The sequence below is a fragment of the Novosphingobium sp. SG919 genome, assembly GCF_012932495.1.
Classification (GTDB): domain Bacteria; phylum Pseudomonadota; class Alphaproteobacteria; order Sphingomonadales; family Sphingomonadaceae; genus Novosphingobium; species Novosphingobium rhizosphaerae.
The window spans coordinates 335,037-350,646 of the sequence record NZ_JABCNG010000006.1 but is presented as its reverse complement, the minus strand read 5'-3'; the positions used below and the strand labels follow the sequence as shown (position 1 = coordinate 350,646).

General features: G+C 66.4%; 13 protein-coding genes. 7 read left to right on the top strand and 6 right to left on the bottom strand.

Annotation, left to right across the window (positions count from 1 at the left end):
- Positions 1 to 230 precede the first annotated feature (230 nt).
- From FHT19_RS21720 to FHT19_RS21710, 3 genes are all read left to right on the top strand, one after another.
- Positions 231 to 1,490 (top strand): molybdopterin-dependent oxidoreductase, encoded by a 1,260-nt coding sequence (locus FHT19_RS21720; RefSeq protein WP_169476763.1) that lies wholly within the window; start codon positions 231 to 233, stop codon positions 1,488 to 1,490.
- Complete coding sequence (locus FHT19_RS21715) at positions 1,487 to 1,789, top strand: cytochrome C (protein ID WP_248290598.1); 303 nt, start codon at positions 1,487 to 1,489, stop codon at positions 1,787 to 1,789. Before FHT19_RS21720 ends, FHT19_RS21715 begins: the two co-directional genes overlap by 4 nt.
- A gap of 388 nt (positions 1,790 to 2,177) precedes the next feature.
- Entirely contained in the window at positions 2,178 to 5,579 is a 3,402-nt protein-coding gene (locus FHT19_RS21710; RefSeq protein WP_169476762.1) for a S41 family peptidase, read from the top strand.
- A 63-nt stretch (positions 5,580 to 5,642) separates the two neighbouring features.
- On the opposite strand, the gene FHT19_RS21705 is transcribed toward FHT19_RS21710, so the two are convergent.
- Entirely contained in the window at positions 5,643 to 6,617 is a 975-nt protein-coding gene (locus FHT19_RS21705; RefSeq protein ID WP_169476761.1) for an FAD-dependent oxidoreductase, read from the bottom strand.
- A 20-nt stretch (positions 6,618 to 6,637) separates the two neighbouring features.
- Positions 6,638 to 7,324: a GTP cyclohydrolase I FolE gene (folE, locus tag FHT19_RS21700; RefSeq protein ID WP_169476760.1), complete on the bottom strand. Its 687-nt coding sequence runs from the start codon at positions 7,322 to 7,324 to the stop codon at positions 6,638 to 6,640.
- 153 nt (positions 7,325 to 7,477) lie between these two features.
- Between folE and FHT19_RS21695 the strand changes: the two genes are divergently transcribed.
- Complete coding sequence (locus FHT19_RS21695) at positions 7,478 to 8,083, top strand: PAS domain-containing protein (protein WP_168556230.1); 606 nt, start codon at positions 7,478 to 7,480, stop codon at positions 8,081 to 8,083.
- On the opposite strand, the gene FHT19_RS21690 is transcribed toward FHT19_RS21695, so the two are convergent.
- Positions 8,077 to 9,816, bottom strand: a complete 1,740-nt coding sequence (locus FHT19_RS21690; RefSeq protein WP_248290597.1) for a methyl-accepting chemotaxis protein — start codon at positions 9,814 to 9,816, stop codon at positions 8,077 to 8,079. The genes FHT19_RS21695 and FHT19_RS21690 overlap by 7 nt on opposite strands.
- Positions 9,817 to 10,002: 186 nt before the next feature.
- Between FHT19_RS21690 and FHT19_RS21685 the strand changes: the two genes are divergently transcribed.
- Positions 10,003 to 10,770 (top strand): peptidylprolyl isomerase, encoded by a 768-nt coding sequence (locus tag FHT19_RS21685; protein ID WP_168556231.1) that lies wholly within the window; start codon positions 10,003 to 10,005, stop codon positions 10,768 to 10,770.
- On the opposite strand, the gene FHT19_RS21680 is transcribed toward FHT19_RS21685, so the two are convergent.
- Positions 10,771 to 12,552, bottom strand: coding sequence for a hypothetical protein (locus FHT19_RS21680; protein WP_169476759.1), 1,782 nt, complete (start codon positions 12,550 to 12,552; stop codon positions 10,771 to 10,773).
- 650 nt (positions 12,553 to 13,202) lie between these two features.
- On the opposite strand from FHT19_RS21680, the gene FHT19_RS21675 reads away from it, so the two are divergent.
- Entirely contained in the window at positions 13,203 to 13,397 is a 195-nt protein-coding gene (locus FHT19_RS21675) for a hypothetical protein (protein ID WP_168556233.1), read from the top strand.
- Positions 13,398 to 13,483: 86 nt separating this feature from the next.
- Positions 13,484 to 13,729, top strand: coding sequence for a hypothetical protein (locus FHT19_RS21670; protein WP_210425654.1), 246 nt, complete (start codon positions 13,484 to 13,486; stop codon positions 13,727 to 13,729).
- 10 nt (positions 13,730 to 13,739) lie between these two features.
- Here the strand turns inward: FHT19_RS21670 and FHT19_RS21665 are convergent, their stop codons facing one another.
- A complete protein-coding gene (locus tag FHT19_RS21665) occupies positions 13,740 to 14,993 on the bottom strand; it encodes an adenosylmethionine--8-amino-7-oxononanoate transaminase (RefSeq protein ID WP_169476758.1) in 1,254 nt (417 codons plus the stop codon).
- The gene (gene bioD / locus FHT19_RS21660) at positions 14,990 to 15,610 is read right to left on the bottom strand and encodes a dethiobiotin synthase (protein ID WP_169476757.1); all 621 of its coding nucleotides are present in this window, start codon (positions 15,608 to 15,610) and stop codon (positions 14,990 to 14,992) included. Before bioD ends, FHT19_RS21665 begins: the two co-directional genes overlap by 4 nt.

Here is a 15,610-nt window from a genome sequence, read left to right as displayed (position 1 = left end):
GGAAACCACTCCTAGCCAAGGGGGCCAAGGCTATGGCTGCCGGCGTGGCGGGACAAACGAGTTCGGCACGTGGGTGCTTCAGCGTTCATGATACGTCATGCAGCTGGTCGACCAAGCGCAGCGGCGATCGTCCAGTTTTGCTGCATGGTATATTGGACATTGCCATGCCGATTTCCATCGCATGGCAACCGCGCTAGTCTCTTGCGGCATAGTCGGGGGAAGAGCAGGCGATGGTGCGATCCGAAGCAGATGGCGAAGAGGCGGGCGGTGCCGTTCCACTCGCGCGCCGGGCGGTGACGACTGGCCTGCTGGCAACCGCTGTCGGCGCCGCCATGGCTGTGGATGGGCACGCGGCCGTGCCCCACGGCACTGCTCACCTGCCCTTTGCCAATGGTGAACGGCCGCTCACCCGCTTTCCGCAAAAACGCCCGCTGATCCTGCAGACCAGCCGCCCGCCGCAACTGGAAACGCCCTTCGCCGTGTTCGACGAAGGGCTGCTGACACCCAACGACGCGTTCTTCGTGCGCTATCACCTGAGCGACCTGCCCACCGATCTCGATGCGCGCAGCCATCGCGTGGACGTGGGCGGCCTGGTCGATCGCGCGCTGTCGCTGTCGCTGGCAGATCTGCAGCGCGATTTTCCGGCGGTCGAACTGGTGGCGGTGAACCAGTGCTCGGGCAACGGGCGGGGTCTTGTTGCCCCACGCGTGGCGGGTGGGCAGCTTGGCAACGGGGCCATGGGCAATGCCCGCTGGCACGGCGTGCCGCTGCGCGACGTGCTGGCGCGCGCTGGGATCAAGGCCGGCGCCCGCCAGGTGGTGTTCGACGGCCTGGACCAGCCGCCGGCGCAATCCGTGCCCGATTTTGCCAAGGCCCTCGATCTCGACCATGTTCTCGAGGGGGATGTGCTGCTCGCCTGGGGCATGAACGGCCAGGCGCTGCCCTTTCTCAATGGCTATCCGCTGCGGCTGGTCGTGCCGGGCTATTACGGCACCTATTGGATCAAGCACCTGTCCCGCATCACGGTGACCGACAGCGTGTTCGACGGCTATTGGATGAGCAAGGCCTATCGCATTCCGGACACCGCGTGCGACTGCGTGGCCCCTGGCGCCAAGCCCGATCGCACCCGCCCGATCGGCAGGCTCAACGTTCGCTCCTTCGTGACCAGCCACGCCGATGGCGCGGTGGTGCGCGCCAACGTGCCGGTGCGACTGCGCGGGATCGCGTTCGACGGGGGCAGCGGCATTGCCAGCGTGGCGATCACCCGCGATGGCGGCAGCACGTGGCAACCTGCGCAGCTTGGTGAAGATCTCGGGCGCTATTCGTTTCGCGGCTGGCAGGCAGAAGTGGCCTTGCCGCCCGGCGTTCATGCCATCGGCGCGCGTGCCACCAGCCAAAACGGCGAGGTCCAGCCGCTGGAGCCGCAATGGAACCCCGCAGGCTATCGCCGCAATGTGGTCGAAACCGTGCATATCGAGGCACGGGCATGATGCGGCGGCTGGGCATCGCAGCCCTGGCCGTGGCGGCGCTGGCCACGCTCTGCGCGGCCACCTATCGCCCGCCGCCAGAACCCACGGTGCGGCTGGGCACCGGCAGCGAGGCCGAGCTGGTCGAGGCGCATTGCGCCGCGTGCCATTCGCTCGATTATATCGTCAACCAGTCTCCGGGCATGGGCGCCGCATTCTGGACTGCCGAAGTCGCCAAGATGCGAACCGTCTATGGCGCCCCCCTCGACGATGACACGGCCAAGCGGATCGCGGCCTACCTGGCGAAACGCAAGGGCGCGTAAGGCCGGTGCGTCGGAACACCGGCAGGACCGCGCCTTATGCTCTGGTGCCGCGCTCGACAGGCTGGGTTTAGGTATGGTGCCAGCGAGGCGGATTTCATGTTCTTTGCCAGTCCGGTTCCCGCCACAGGCTTGCGGGCAAGACCGGCCGAGGCCGGCATGCAGGTTGCGCGGGCCTTCCCGCCGCTTGACGACTGGGTGCGCCCCACCGTGGGGACGCCCGTTGCAATAACGCGTACGATTGTGGCACTACAGCGGGCGCTCAAGATTTAGGCGCGGCGCCTAGGCCTTGTCGCATCCTTTACCATGCGCTGCCCCGGTTTTCGGCAATTGTGGCCCGCTGTTGCCTGCGCTAGCGTGCGCGCTGGCCATTTCGGCCCCCGGGGGGAACATGCGACGCAACCTCATTGTGCTGGCCTCGGCCTTGCTGGCAACCACCACTTTCGCCCTGCCGGCGGCGCGGGCCGCCACCGATCCCCTGTTGCTGCAACAACCCACGCTTTCGGCCACGCAGATCGCATTCGTCTATGGCGGTGAAATCTGGGTTGTGCCGCGCAGCGGCGGGCGCGCGGTGCGATTGGTGAGCGGCCAAGGCGCCCTGTCGGGCCCGGTGTTTTCGCCCGACGGCAGCCAGATCGCGTTTACCGGCCGCTATGACGGCAATACCGATGTCTATGTCGTGCCCGCGCTTGGCGGGGAACCGCGCCGCCTGACCTGGCACCCCGGTGCCGACGTGGCACTGGGCTGGTCGGCCGATGGCAGCCGCGTGCTGTTCCGCTCCCCACGCGTGGCGGTGCGCGATGCGCACCAGATGTTCCTGGTGCCCGCCAGCGGCGGCGCGCCCACGCCCGTGCCGCTGCCCAGCGGCGAGGAAGGCGCCTTTTCCCCCGATGGCAGCCGCATCGCCTATTCCCCGATCGAGCGGTGGCAGCCGGCGTGGAAGCAATATCGTGGCGGGCAGACCGCTCGCATCTGGATTGCCCGCCTTTCCGATTCCGCGGTCACGCCGATCCCGCGCCCCAACAGCAATGACACGCACCCGCTATGGATCGGCGACAAGGTCTATTTCCTGTCCGATCGCGATGGCCCGGTCACGCTCTACAGCTATGATCCGGCCAATGGCGCGGTAACACGGCTGGTGGACAACGCCCAGGGTTTCGACATGGCGGCGATCGGCGCGGGGCCTGGGGGGGTGGTGATCGACCATTTCGGCAGGCTTGAGATCTATGACATTGCCAGTGGCAAGGTCAGCCCGGTGCCGGTGACGATCGATGCCGATCTGCCGCAGCGGCGGGCCCATTTCGTGGAGATCAAGCCTGATGGCGTCACGCATGCGCGGCTGAGCGGCACGGGCAAGCGCGTAATCCTTGAGGCGCGCGGCGACGTGCTTTCGGCGCCGGCCGAAAAGGGTGACGTGCGCAACATCACCCACTCGCCCGGCGTTGCCGATCGCGATCCGGCGCCATCGCCCGATGGCAGCAAGATCGCCTGGTTTTCCGATGAATCGGGCGAATATGCGCTGCATGTCGGCGCCGCAGACGGCCTGGGCCCAGTGCGCAAGATCGCCTTGGGAACGCCGCCGTCGTTCTTCTACAACCCGCGCTGGTCGCCCGACAGCAAGAAGATCGTGTTCGAGGACAAGCGCCTCAACCTGTGGTTGATCGACCTCGCCAGTGGCGCGGCGCCGGCAAAGATCGACACCAATCTGTATGACGCGCCCGGTTCAAATTTCGACGCGGCCTGGTCGGCCGACAGCCAGTGGATCGTCTACACCCGGCAGTTGCCCAGCCACTTGCACGCCGCCTGGGTGCATTCGCTGGCCACGGGCAAGAACACCCAGGTCACCGACGGGCTGAGCGACGTGATCTCCCCCCGGTTCGATCGCAACGGCAAGTACCTCTATTTCGCGGCCACCACCGCCACCGGGCCGGCGACGGGCTGGCTCGATATGTCGAGCATGGGGCGCGCTATCGACGGGGCAGCCTATGTCATGGTCTTGCGCAAGGACACCGCCTCGCCGATCGCGCCCGAAAGCGACGAGGAAAGCGCGGCCGATACGATGCCCGGCCGCGACAAGCCGGCCAAGCGCAAGGCCCGCGCCAAGGACGACGGTGCCAGTTCTGCCGCCGAAAAGCCCGATGAAAAGGCGGACAGCAAGAACGATAAGGACGAGAAGACCGAAAAGGATGCCCCGCCACCGCCGGTGCGCATCGATTTCGACGGGCTGGACCAGCGCATCCTCGCCCTGCCGATCCCGCGCGCCAATATCGTGCAACTGGAAACCGGCAAGGAGGGCGTGGTCTACACCCTGACCATTCCCCCCGCCGCGACCGATGCCGATTACCTGGAAGGCGACGAGGCCGGCCCGCCGCGCACGCTGTTCCGGTTCGAGTTGAAGGAACGCAAGAACAAGGAACTGGCGCAAGGCGTGCTGCCCGACAGTTTCTCGGTTTCCGCCGACGGCAGCAAGATTCTGCTGCAGCGGAGCGGCACCTGGCTGGTCGCCGACGCCGACAAGGAAGTGAAGGACGGCGACAGCGCCAAGCCGGTCAAGTTCGAAGACGTGCGCGTGTGGGTCGATCCCCAGGCGGAATGGAAGCAGATCTACCACGAGGTCTGGCGCATCGAGCGTGACTTCCTCTACGATCCCAACCACCATGGCCTGGACTTGGCGCGGGCCGAAGCGCTCTATGCCCGCTTCCTGCCGGGCCTGGCCGCGCGGCAGGATCTCAATGTGCTGCTGGAAGAGATGACCGGCCATATCTCGATCGGCCACACGTTCATCAACGGCGGCGACGTGCCCGAGCAGCAGACGGCCAAAGGCGGGTTGCTCGGCGCCGATTATGAAGCGGTGGACGGGCGCTGGCGCATTGCCCGCGTGCTGCTGGGCGAGAACTGGAATCCCAAGCTGGTAGCCCCGCTCAGCCAGCCCGGCGTCAATGTCCATGCCGGCGAGTTCATCCTGGCGGTAAACGGCCAGAGCGTGACCACCGATACCGAGATCGACCGCGCGCTCGATGGCACGGCGGGCAAGCAGACGGTCTTGACCGTGGCCACAACGGCCAGCGGGGCTGGCGCGCGCAAGGTCACCGTGGTCCCGATCGCCAGCGAGGGGCAGTTGCGCCTGCGCAGCTGGATGGAGGGCAACCGCCGCACCGTCGATCGCCTTTCGGGCGGCAAGCTTGCCTATGTCTATGTGCCCGATACGGCGGCGGGTGGCTTTGCCAATTTCAACCGCTATTACTTTGCGCAAGTGGGCAAGCAGGGCGCGGTGATCGACGAGCGCTTCAACCATGGCGGGCAGATCGCAGACTATATCGTCGATCAGTTGAAGCGCACGCCGCAGATGGTCAACGTGACCAGGGAAGGGGCCGACCAGATTGAGCCGGCGGCGGCCATCTTTGGCCCCAAGGTGATGGTCATCAATGAAATGTCGGGGTCTGGCGGGGATGCGCTACCCTGGTTGTTCCACAAGGAAAAGGTGGGCCCGCTGGTGGGCAAGCGCACCTGGGGCGGCCTGGTCGGCATCGGCAATTACCCGCCGCTGATCGATGGCGGCAGTGTCACGGCGCCGCGCTGGGCGATCTATGGCACCAGTGGGCAGTGGGAAGTGGAAGGGATCGGCATCCCGCCCGATATCGAGGTGGAACAGGACCCTGCGCTGATCCGCCAGGGCCATGATCCGCAACTGGAGCGGGCTGTCGCCGAGGCGCTTACCTTGCTCCAGGCCAATCCGCCGCAGCAGTTCCCCAAGCCGCCACCGATTGTGAAGCACCCCGTGCTGCCGCAATAACCAGCGCAAGAACCGGGCCGGGGCTGTCGTCCCGGTCCGGTTCTGCCCAGTTTTGCGCTGTTTTCAGGCGGCGACGGGCGCCAGGATGCGGTCGGCCAGTGCCGTGCCCGAAAGCCATGCGCCTTCGATCGTCGGTTCGGTCAACCAATCGCCGCAAGCGCCCAGGCGCAGCGTATGGTCCCACAACGCGGTGTTGCCGGTGCCGGCGGGGCGTGCAAAGCGCCAGCGGTGCGCGCGCGCCACCAGCGGCTCGGGCAGGGCCATCCCGGCCAGCGCGGCGAATTCCTCGACCATCAGCCCGATCACGGCGTCGGGCTCCATTTCCAGGTGGCGACGCGACCAATCCGGCCCGGCGTGAACCACCCAGCATTCGGGATCACCCAGCGCGGGGCCGCCGCGCCCCGGTTTGGCCGAATTGCGTGCAGCCCAGGCCAGCGCGCCATTGCCCTTCGCGTCCTTGGCCTGCCACACCGACCAGTCCAGCGGCAGCGGATCGGCCCAGGCCAACATCGCGGTCCAGCAGGCCTGCGAGGCAGTGCCTGCCGCCGCGCGCGCCATCGGAAAGGCATGCAGCGAAAGCAGTGGCGCCGCCTGTTCGGCCGGCGTTGCCACGATCACGGCATCAAATGGCCCGCGCCGCTCACCGTCCAGCACCAGCCACCACTGCCGGCCATCGTGGACCAGGCCCTTGACCAGGCAACCAAAAGTCACGTCGTGCTGCTGTGCCAGATCGGCCACCAGGGCATTCATGCCCGGCACGCCGACGTGGGCATCGGGCCCCGCTGCCGGCCAGGGGGCGGCGACGCCGCGTGCCGCCCAGTCGGCCAGTTGCCGGGCAAAGCCAGGGGTGGTGGCCGCACAGAACTGCGCGCCATGGTCGAACCGGGCCTGGCCCAGCGGCGTTTCGACCCGCCGCGTGGACATGCGCCCGCCCGGTCCGCGCCCTTTGTCAAAAGCGCTGACCGCGTGGCCGGCCCCCACCAGCCTGGCCGCGCAGGTCAACCCGGCAAGCCCGGCCCCGATGATCCCGAAATGCACCGCTTCCCCTCCCTGCCGCGTCAGCTGCGGCCCATCAGGGACATGACTTCGCGGCGCGAGCTGGCATCGTTGAGGAAGCAGCCGAGCATGCGGCTGGTGACCATGCCCACGCCCGGCGTGCATACGCCGCGTGCCGTCATGCAGCCGTGCTGCGCTTCGATCACCACGGCCACGCCCTGGGGCTGAAGATGGTCCCAGATGCACTGCGCCACTTGCGCGGTCAGGCGCTCTTGCACCTGCAGGCGGCGGGCATATCCGTGCAGCACGCGGGCCAGCTTGGAAATGCCCACCACGCGGTTGTGCGGCAGATAGGCGATCGAGGCCTTGCCGGTGATCGGCGCCATGTGGTGCTCGCAGTGCGATTGGAACGGAATGTCGCGCAGCAACACGATTTCATCATAGCCGCCCACTTCCTCGAACGTGCGGGTCAGGTGCACGCTGGGATCTTCGCGATAGCCCTGGCAATATTCCAGCCAGGCCCGGCCCACGCGGGCCGGCGTGTCGATCAGTCCCTCGCGGCTGGGATCCTCGCCGGCAAAGCGCAGCAGCGTGCGGATTGCTTCCTGCACCTGCTCGGGCACCGTGGGCTTGGCCGCAGGTGCATGGTGGCGCACGGCGTTGTCATGCGCGACATGATCATGGGCGGCGTGGTCGCAACCATCGTGAGTGCCTTGGTCGGCAGCGAAATCGAGGGTGATAAGGTTCATGGCGGAAGTCTCCGGCCCGGGGAGGCTGCACGCAGAAGATGCGCATCAGGGCAAGACCGGGCATGTACTTGGGACTTGCAGTTGGCGGCGCGCAGCTACAACATGGCCGAAAGGACACTGGAGCGAAGCGCGCACCGTGCCACATGAGGAAACATGCTGATATCCGAGATGATAACGGCAAGCCCGGTCGCTGCGGTCATCAGCAACCCCCGCTTGCCCGACAACCCGATCGTGGAATGCAATGCCGCGTTCGAAGCGCTGACCGGCTATGAGCGGGACGAGATCATCGGCCGCAACTGCCGATTCCTGCGCGGGCCCGGTACCGAAGCGGACCTGACCGAGGAACTGCGCGCGGGCATCCGCGAAGGGCGCCCGGTGCTGGTGGAGATCATCAACTACAAGAAAGATGGCACCCCATTCCGCAACGCGGTGATGGTCGCCCCCATCTTCGATGCGCAAGGCGAGCTTGAATATTTCCTTGGTTCCCAAGTGGATGTTAGCAAGGCGGCGGATCTGGAAGCAGGGCACAACGTGGCCACTGCGCGATCGCAGGCGGCGCGCGATGCGGTGGCGCTGCTTTCGCCCCGGCAGCGCGAAATCCTGGTGCACATGGCCGCGGGCAAGCTCAACAAACAGATCGCCTATGAGCTGGGCCTGTCGGAACGCACGGTAAAGATGCACCGCTCCTCGGTGATCCGCACCCTGGGCGTGCGCACCAGCGCCGACGCCATCCGCATGGCGGTGGAAGCAGGCTACTGATCGCGCGCAAACAGGGGGGTGCCTTTAAGGGCAAACCCTTGCGCCGGCGCCGCGCGCCGGGCCTCTGAAGCCAGGCCCAGGGCGGGCCTGGCCGGCCCTGCAACCGGCGTCCAGGCAAAATCGCCGGATTCGGCAGCCGGCGCCACGCGCGGTGCCTGCACCGGAGAGGCATTGCCGCCATGCAGCCGGAACCGAGCCAATTGCTCCATCAGGCTGTCGGCTTCGCTCGGTAGAACGCGGGCGCCGGCGGTATCGTGAGCCGCCATGGCCGGTTTGCGCCGTGGGCCCGCATCCATGCCCGATACCATGCGCGAAATGGCGCCGATGCCGTCGGCCTGGCGCTGGGCCGCGTCGGCAATCTCTTCGACCAGGCCCGACACCGCGTTCACTTCGCCCACGATCTGGCGCAGCGCGTCGCCGCTGCTTTCCACCAGCGCCACCCCATCGGTGATCTGTTGAGAACTGGCATTGATCAAGCTCTCGATGTCCTTGGCCGCGTTCGCGCTGCGCTGCGCCAGGCCGCGCACCTCGCCAGCCACCACGGCAAAGCCCTTGCCGGCCTCCCCGGCACGGGCGGCTTCTACCCCGGCGTTCAGTGCCAGCAGGTTGGTCTGGAACGCGATGCCGTCGATCACGGCAATGATCTCGGCCATCTGGCGCGAGCTGCTCTCGATCGAGCGCATCGCCGCCACGGCATCGTGGGCGATGGTTTCCACCTTGCCGGCAGTGTCGCGCGCCACGCGCAGCCGGCCGCTGGTCTGGCGGGCATTTTCGGCGGTGATCCTGACGGTGCCGGTGAATTCGGTGAGCGTCCGCGCGGTGTCTGCCAGGGCATTTCGCTGCTGGTCGGACTGCAGGGACAGATCGGACGAGGCGGCCGCAACGTCGTCGATGCCCTGCTGGATCGTGCGGCATCCTGCCATGATGCGGCCCACCACATCGCCGGCGTCGCCTGGTGCTGGATTGCCGTCACTGGCGAGTTTTTCCACCGCGCGGGCGCCGTTTTCGGCCTCGCCATGCGCCTGATCCGCCTGCGCGCGCTGTCTGTCGCGGGCGATCTGGCCGGGGGTGGGGCGGTCCGCTGCTGGGCGGATGCGCCGGGCCGGGCTTGCCCTACCGGCGATCAGCACCGTCAACAGGATCGCCGACGCGGCCAGTGCCGCCACCGCCGTGCCCACCATCCAGCTTTGGGCAGTGGTATGGATGGCCGCACCCTGTTCGGAAATCGTTGCCATGCCTTTGGCCTGGCCATCGCTGAGGCGCTGCATCAGGTCTTCAAGCATGGCGTAGTGTTCGCCCGATGGCCCGCCCAAGGCAGCCCGCGCCGCGGCGGGATCGCTTTCCGACGCGGCGATGAGGCGATCGGTGTCTGCCGTCATGTCGCGCCACCCGGCCTCGAACGTGGCAAGCAGCGCCTGCTGCTCGGGTGCGGTGGTGGCCGCGCGATAATCAGCCAGGGTCTTGTCCACCGCCGCTTGCATATCGCGCGCCCGCTTGGCCGTGCTTGGGTCCGGCGTGTCGACCAGTTCGGCCTGCAGGACGCGGTATTGCGCAAGCTGGCTGTGCAACTCGCCCAGCGATTGCGTGGCCGGCAGCCAGCGTTGGCGCAGTTCGGTGGCGACACCGTTGACAGCGCCGATGCGATCGACCCCCACCACGGTGACGGCCGCGATCGTTATCAGCATCACGGCAAAGGCAGAGATCAACTTGGCGGAAATACGCAAACGAAGCATGGCGGCAGCCTCCGGCGATGGGGCAGATATGCCGGGAAACCTAGGCTGCGCACGTTCAGGGATTGGTAACCATACCCCCGTGGTTGATTGCTAGGCCGGCGTTAACCATGATCCATGGTGTGCAGCCTGACCGTGGGATGCGCCTTTGGGATGTCCGGCCGTGTCAACTTCGGGCAGGATTGCCCGATGATCACGCGATTCGCTTTCCATATCCCTCGCCTGGCCTTGGCCCTGGCCGCTTCCCACCTGATGTTCGCCGCCGCCGGTGCGGCCCCTGTGCGCAAGCCCGCGTTGCGCGCCGCACCTGCCAAGGCGCCGGTCGAAGCGGCACCGGCCCCGGTTCCCGATGTCGCGACCGTTGCGCTGGTGACCGACCAGGGCACCATCGTGGTGGAACTGGACGGGAAGCATGCGCCGGTCAGCGTGGGCAATTTCCTGCACTACGTGGACAGCAAGCGCTATGACGGGATGATGTTCTACCGCGCCATGCACCTTGAATGGGGGCAGCAGCCCAACGGGCTCTTGCAGGGCGGCATCCGTGATGGTGCCAAGCTGTTCAAGCCGGTGGCGCACGAACCCACCAGCCAGACAGGCATTCTGCACAAGGCCGGCACGCTTTCCCTGGCACGGCTGGCACCGGGCACGGCGACGTCGGATTTTTCGATCCTGTTGTCGGATATTCCCAGTCTTGATGCCGATCCGGCCAGTGCCGATCCCGCCAAAGCCGTTACTGATACCCAATTGGGCTATGCCGCGTTCGGGCACGTGGTTTCGGGCATGGATGTGGTGCGCAAGATCTGGGACATGCCGATTTCCCCCACGCTGGGCGAAGGGGCCATGCGCGGGCAGATGCTGGCCCAGCCGGTGAAAGTGATCACCGCGCGCCGGGTGCCCAACCAGGCACCGCAACCCGCTACGGTTCCCGCGCCTGCCCCCGTCCCAGCCACGCCTTGATCAGTTGGGGCATGGTACCGCCGTGCTCTGGCCCCGGCGGAACAGCACCACGCGATAGAAGAACGCGTCGCCGCCAAAGGTCTGGTTCGGCCCGGCCACCAGGTCGAGCTTGTCACCTGCGGCGAGGTCCACCGCCACCGGGCCGGGTTGGAGCGCGGTGGTGACCGTGCCTTGCCACAAGACCTTGCCATTGCGCAGCACGGACAGGTCCACCCCGTCGCCGTTGGCCGCCTTGGCAAAGCAGCCGCGCACATCCACCGCCTGGGCCGCCGGTGCCGTATAGCGCCACACCGCGCGCAGCGGTGCGCTGGCATCGCCCGCAGGCGCTGCGCTTGTCGCGTTGATGCGCAAGGGCTTGCTGAACTTGTTGCCGAAATAGCCGGTCCAGGTATCGTCCACCCAATCGAGCGCGGTATCGGCGCCGGTCTTGCCCCGCACGAAATAGCGCCAGGCCGGCGTGCCCCAGCCAAGCAGCGTATCGGCCACCACGGCCGAAGACCCGATGGTATAGCCCTTGCCCACCAGCACGATCGGCTGGTCCCCGATCAAGGGCGCGGCGAGCGCGGCGCCGGTGGGGCCATAGGCACGCGTGCCATTGCCCAGTACCAGCCCGCGCGGGCTTCCCCACACCACCGTGGTATCGCTGCCAAAGCGATAGGCAAACAGCAGCGGATCGCCCAGGTCGAGCCGCACCGGGCGCCCCTTGGGCAGCACGCTTGCTTGCAGGAAACGGAACGCGCGACCCTGGTCCTTGATCGCGGTGCCGGCAAAAAGCCCCATGGTGGGAAAGCCGGTCTGGTCGATCAGCGCATACCAGCTGGCCTGGCCCACGCCGTTTGCCGCCAGCAGCGTGGCCTGCTTGACCAGTTCGCCGGCCGCCAGCCCCTGGTCTGGTGTGGCGAGTCCGAATTCCGTGGCCCAGACCGGCACGCGCCGGCCCGAGGCATCCATGGCCGCCCAGAGCTGCGCCATTTCCACGTCCAACCCTTCGCCCCGGTTGCGATAGGGGTGCACGGCCAGGCCGTCGACCTGTGAGAGCAGCCCGGCGGCAAACAGCGGGCGCAGGAAGCCGGTGCCGATCATGTTGGTCGATCCGCCCAGCAGCGCGGGATTGCCGCCCAAACGCGCGCGCGCGGCGGCGGCAATGCGCACGTAGGCCGCCACACTGTCGATCCCGCTGGCGAAGACCATCGCCCGGCTGCCGTTGATCTCATTGCCCAGCTCGATCGCGGCAAGGCACGATCCGAACTTGTCCTTCAGAGCGCCAAGATAGGCGGCATAGGCCGTCCGCCCCTGTTCGGACGAAACCCACAAGCCATTGTCGTAAAGCGGGTTGACCGGAATTTCCGTCAGGATCAGCCGCCGCCCCGCCTGGCACGCAGCCATCAGGTTCTGCGCCGCTGCGCTGCCCAGCGCATATTGCCCCTTGGTCACCTCGCCCGCCGCCCAGGGCAGTGAATCGCGCAAGAGCGGCGCTTGCGCCTGCGCGGCCAGATCGCCCACTCCAGTGGCCCAACCCTGGCTGAAATGCGTCTGCGCGCCCAACAGCAGCGGGCTGCCCCCGGTCGAGGCGGCGGTGGCGGCTGCCGAAGCGGCCACCACCGCCGTGGTTGCGGTGCCCGTGCTGGCGGCAAGCGTGACCGCCGCAACCGGCTGGCTGGACTGAGACGCCGGTGCTTTCCCCGCAGTGAGGATGACCGTTGTCGCCAGTGCCGGCGCGGCCACAATGGCAGCCGTGACCAGCAGTGACTGGCGAAAACGGGTGTTCTTAAAAAGCGCCATGTGCGGCCGTCCTGCAAGTTGCCAGCAAAGGGCGGCAGGGATTCGCCGCCCGGTCTGCACAATCTTGCCGTTTTCCTTTAACATGCCCGCTCCAGACGCGGTTGACGCCGTGGCAGTCTTCGTTGCTGTAACCGTATTGACCAGTAAGGGAAAATACGTGGGGATGGTGGGATCGCACTGAAACGGTGCCATCTAATCGGCCCGTTCTCGATTTCTGTTGAGAGTCCAACTTGCTTTCCCACGATCCTGAACGGGCGGCGGTGTCCAGGGGCAGTCTCGCGCGCAAGACAGGCGGTGGCAGACCGTGCCGGTTCTGCGGGGGGCATGACGGCGGAATGCAGTTTGGAACCTTGCGGCGCGAGTCTGCTTGCCAGGAAAATGAGCTTAAAGGTGATGTTGCAATGAAATCTAGAATTTATCCTGTCTATTTTAATATTGTAAAATTAAATTCAGCATAATTCGAATAGATCATAAATATAAGCCAGTTGAAGATCGAAATGTACTTGAAATTCGATTTTTAAATTTCACTTGCAATTATTGGCGTGATTTGCCATAAGCTGCGCATCGCCCCCTGTCATGGATGCAAATATCCTGGATGCATCAGGCGCCTGAGAGACCATCGCGCTCCCGCATCTGGCAGGAGAACGACCGTGGACCTCAATCATCTTCTTTTTCAGCATCAGGTTGCGGTGATGGATGCCCAAGCGCCGCGTGATCGCCGTGCGGGCAGCCGTTACGATCTCGTACGCCATTACGAAACGCGCATTGCCCGGCTGCGCCAGAAGCTGGGCGTTGCGGCCTATCCCGAATGGTTTGCCCAGCCGGACGCGCCCGCGGCGGCCTGATCGCCCAAACGCAATCGGGCGCATTTGCCCACGTTGCCCGTTTCGCAAGCCTTGCGAACCGGGTCTTCCGGCCAGGAGATTTCCCCATGACGGCAATTGTCACCACCCGCGCGCTCAACATTTCGGTCGAAGAGACGGCTGCGATCAAGCAATGCGAAGCCAAGTCGCTGCGCATCAGTTCGATCGAACCGCTCAAGTCGGGCGGCACCCATGTGGTTTTCTTGACGATCGAAGAGGCCGACAAGGCGCGCATCCTGTTCAAGTCCGCGATGCTGACCGGCCGCGTGGTTCGCTTCCCCTTCATGGGGGCTTCGACGCGCAGCGCTTACTGAGCTTGTGTGGTCAGCGGGGCAGGGCTGCCAGCCCTGCTTCCACCACATCGCCCACGCGCGCCAGATCCTCTGGCGTGATGCAATAGGGCGGCAGCACATAGACGGTGTTGCCCAGCGGGCGCAGCAGTACGCCGTTGTCGCGGGCAAAGCCCATCAGGTGCGGCGCCAGGGCAGAGAGATAGCCGCCATCGGGCGTGGCAAAGTCCACCGCGATGATCGTGCCGCAGCGGCGCGGGTTATTGGCGCCCGGCAGGCTGGCCAGCCGGTCCAGCAAGGCCTGCTGGTTCTGCGCCAGCGTGTCGATCCGCGCCTGTACCGGCTCCTCGCGCCAGATCGCCAGGTTTTCCACCGCCGCCGCGCAGGCGATCGGATTCGCCGTGTAGCTCGAAGAGTGGTAGAACAACCTGGCCCGGTCGGTGGACCAGTGCGCGGCAAAGATCGGCTCCTGCGCCACCGTCACCGCCAGCGGCATCGATCCGCCGGTCAGGCCTTTGGCCAGGCACAGGATATCGGGCACCACGTGGGCCTGGTCGCAGGCCAGCAGCGTGCCGGTGCGGCCGAACCCGGTCATCACTTCATCGGCAATCAGCAGCACGCCATGGCGGCGGCAGACGTGCGCCATTTCGGCCAGTATGGCGGGCGGATAGAACAGCATGCCCCCTGCGCCCAGCACCAGCGGCTCCACGATCAGGGCGGCGGGCTTTTCGCGGCAGGCGGCTTCCAGCGCGGCAATGGTGTTGGCGCCATCGGCATGCGGAAACGGCACCGTGCCCACGTCGAACAGCAGCGGGGCATAGGCCGCATTATATACCCCGCGCTCTCCCACCGACATCGTGCCGATGGTATCGCCGTGATAGGAATGCTCCATCACCAGGATGCGGTCGCGCGCCTCGCCCGTGTTGGCCCAGAAACCCAGCGCCATTTTCAGTGCGACTTCCACGCAAGTGCTGCCGCTGTCGGAAAAGAACACGCGGGTCAGCGGCTCGGGCAACATGGCCACCAGGCCGCGCGCCACGTCTTCGGCCGGTTGATGCGTCCACCCGGCAAAGATCACCTGGTCGAGCTTTTCGGTCTGCGCGCGGATCGCGGCCATGATGCGCGGGTGGTTGTGCCCGTGCGTGGTCACCCACCAGGACGAGATCGCATCGATCACGCGGCTGCCATCTTCCAGGATCAGCGCCGCGCCTTCGCCGCGCGCCACCGTGGGGATCGGCAGGCCCAGGCCATGCTGCCAGAACGGATGCCAGACGGGCGATTGGCTCACGCGAAATCCTCCAGCGCAAAGCCTGTGGCAAAGGCAGCGGCCAGGGTTTGCGGTGTCAGCGGATCAAGCCGGTCCAGCCGGCCCAGCCGGCGGACTTTGCCCATGGCGGCAATCGTCTGCTCGTTGTCTTCGTTGGCCGCGCCGACAAAGGCGATGCCATGGATCGGCACCCCGCGCGCACGCAATGCTTCCACGGTCAGCAGGCTGTGGTTGATTGTGCCCAGGCCCGTGCGCGCAACGATGATGACCGGCAGGTTCCACCAGGCGAACAGATCGGCATAGAGCGTGCCGCGCGTGATCGGCACCAGCGCGCCGCCGGCGCCCTCGACCACCAGGTTGTCCAGCTCGGGCGGGGCCAGCCGGGCCGGATCGATCTGCAAGCCGTCCAGTTCTGCCGCACGATGGGGGGAAAGTGGCTGAGTCAGGCGATAGGCTTCGGGCAGCACGCGCTCGGGCGGCAATTGCGCCAGGGTGGCCACGGCATCGCGGTCGGCGCCGTCATCCAGGCCCGATTGCACCGGCTTCCAGTAGTGCGCGCCCAGCGCACCGGCCAGCGCGGCGCTGAACACGGTCTTGCCGATGCCGGTATCGGTTCCGGTCACGACATAACGGGGCAT

Excerpts from the sequence above, each read along its gene's own strand:
- FHT19_RS21690 (WP_248290597.1), bottom strand. The coding sequence starts at position 9,816 with ATGCTTCGTTTGCGTATTTCCGCCAAGTTGATCTCTGCCTTTGCCGTG.
- folE (WP_169476760.1), bottom strand. The coding sequence starts at position 7,324 with ATGAACCTTATCACCCTCGATTTCGCTGCCGACCAAGGCACTCACGAT.
- FHT19_RS21720 (WP_169476763.1), top strand. The coding sequence starts at position 231 with ATGGTGCGATCCGAAGCAGATGGCGAAGAGGCGGGCGGTGCCGTTCCA.
- bioD (WP_169476757.1), bottom strand. The coding sequence starts at position 15,610 with ATGCCCCGTTATGTCGTGACCGGAACCGATACCGGCATCGGCAAGACC.
- FHT19_RS21710 (WP_169476762.1), top strand. The coding sequence starts at position 2,178 with ATGCGACGCAACCTCATTGTGCTGGCCTCGGCCTTGCTGGCAACCACC.
- FHT19_RS21715 (WP_248290598.1), top strand. The coding sequence starts at position 1,487 with ATGATGCGGCGGCTGGGCATCGCAGCCCTGGCCGTGGCGGCGCTGGCC.
- FHT19_RS21680 (WP_169476759.1), bottom strand. The coding sequence starts at position 12,552 with ATGGCGCTTTTTAAGAACACCCGTTTTCGCCAGTCACTGCTGGTCACG.
- FHT19_RS21670 (WP_210425654.1), top strand. The coding sequence starts at position 13,484 with ATGACGGCAATTGTCACCACCCGCGCGCTCAACATTTCGGTCGAAGAG.
- FHT19_RS21695 (WP_168556230.1), top strand. The coding sequence starts at position 7,478 with ATGCTGATATCCGAGATGATAACGGCAAGCCCGGTCGCTGCGGTCATC.
- FHT19_RS21685 (WP_168556231.1), top strand. The coding sequence starts at position 10,003 with ATGATCACGCGATTCGCTTTCCATATCCCTCGCCTGGCCTTGGCCCTG.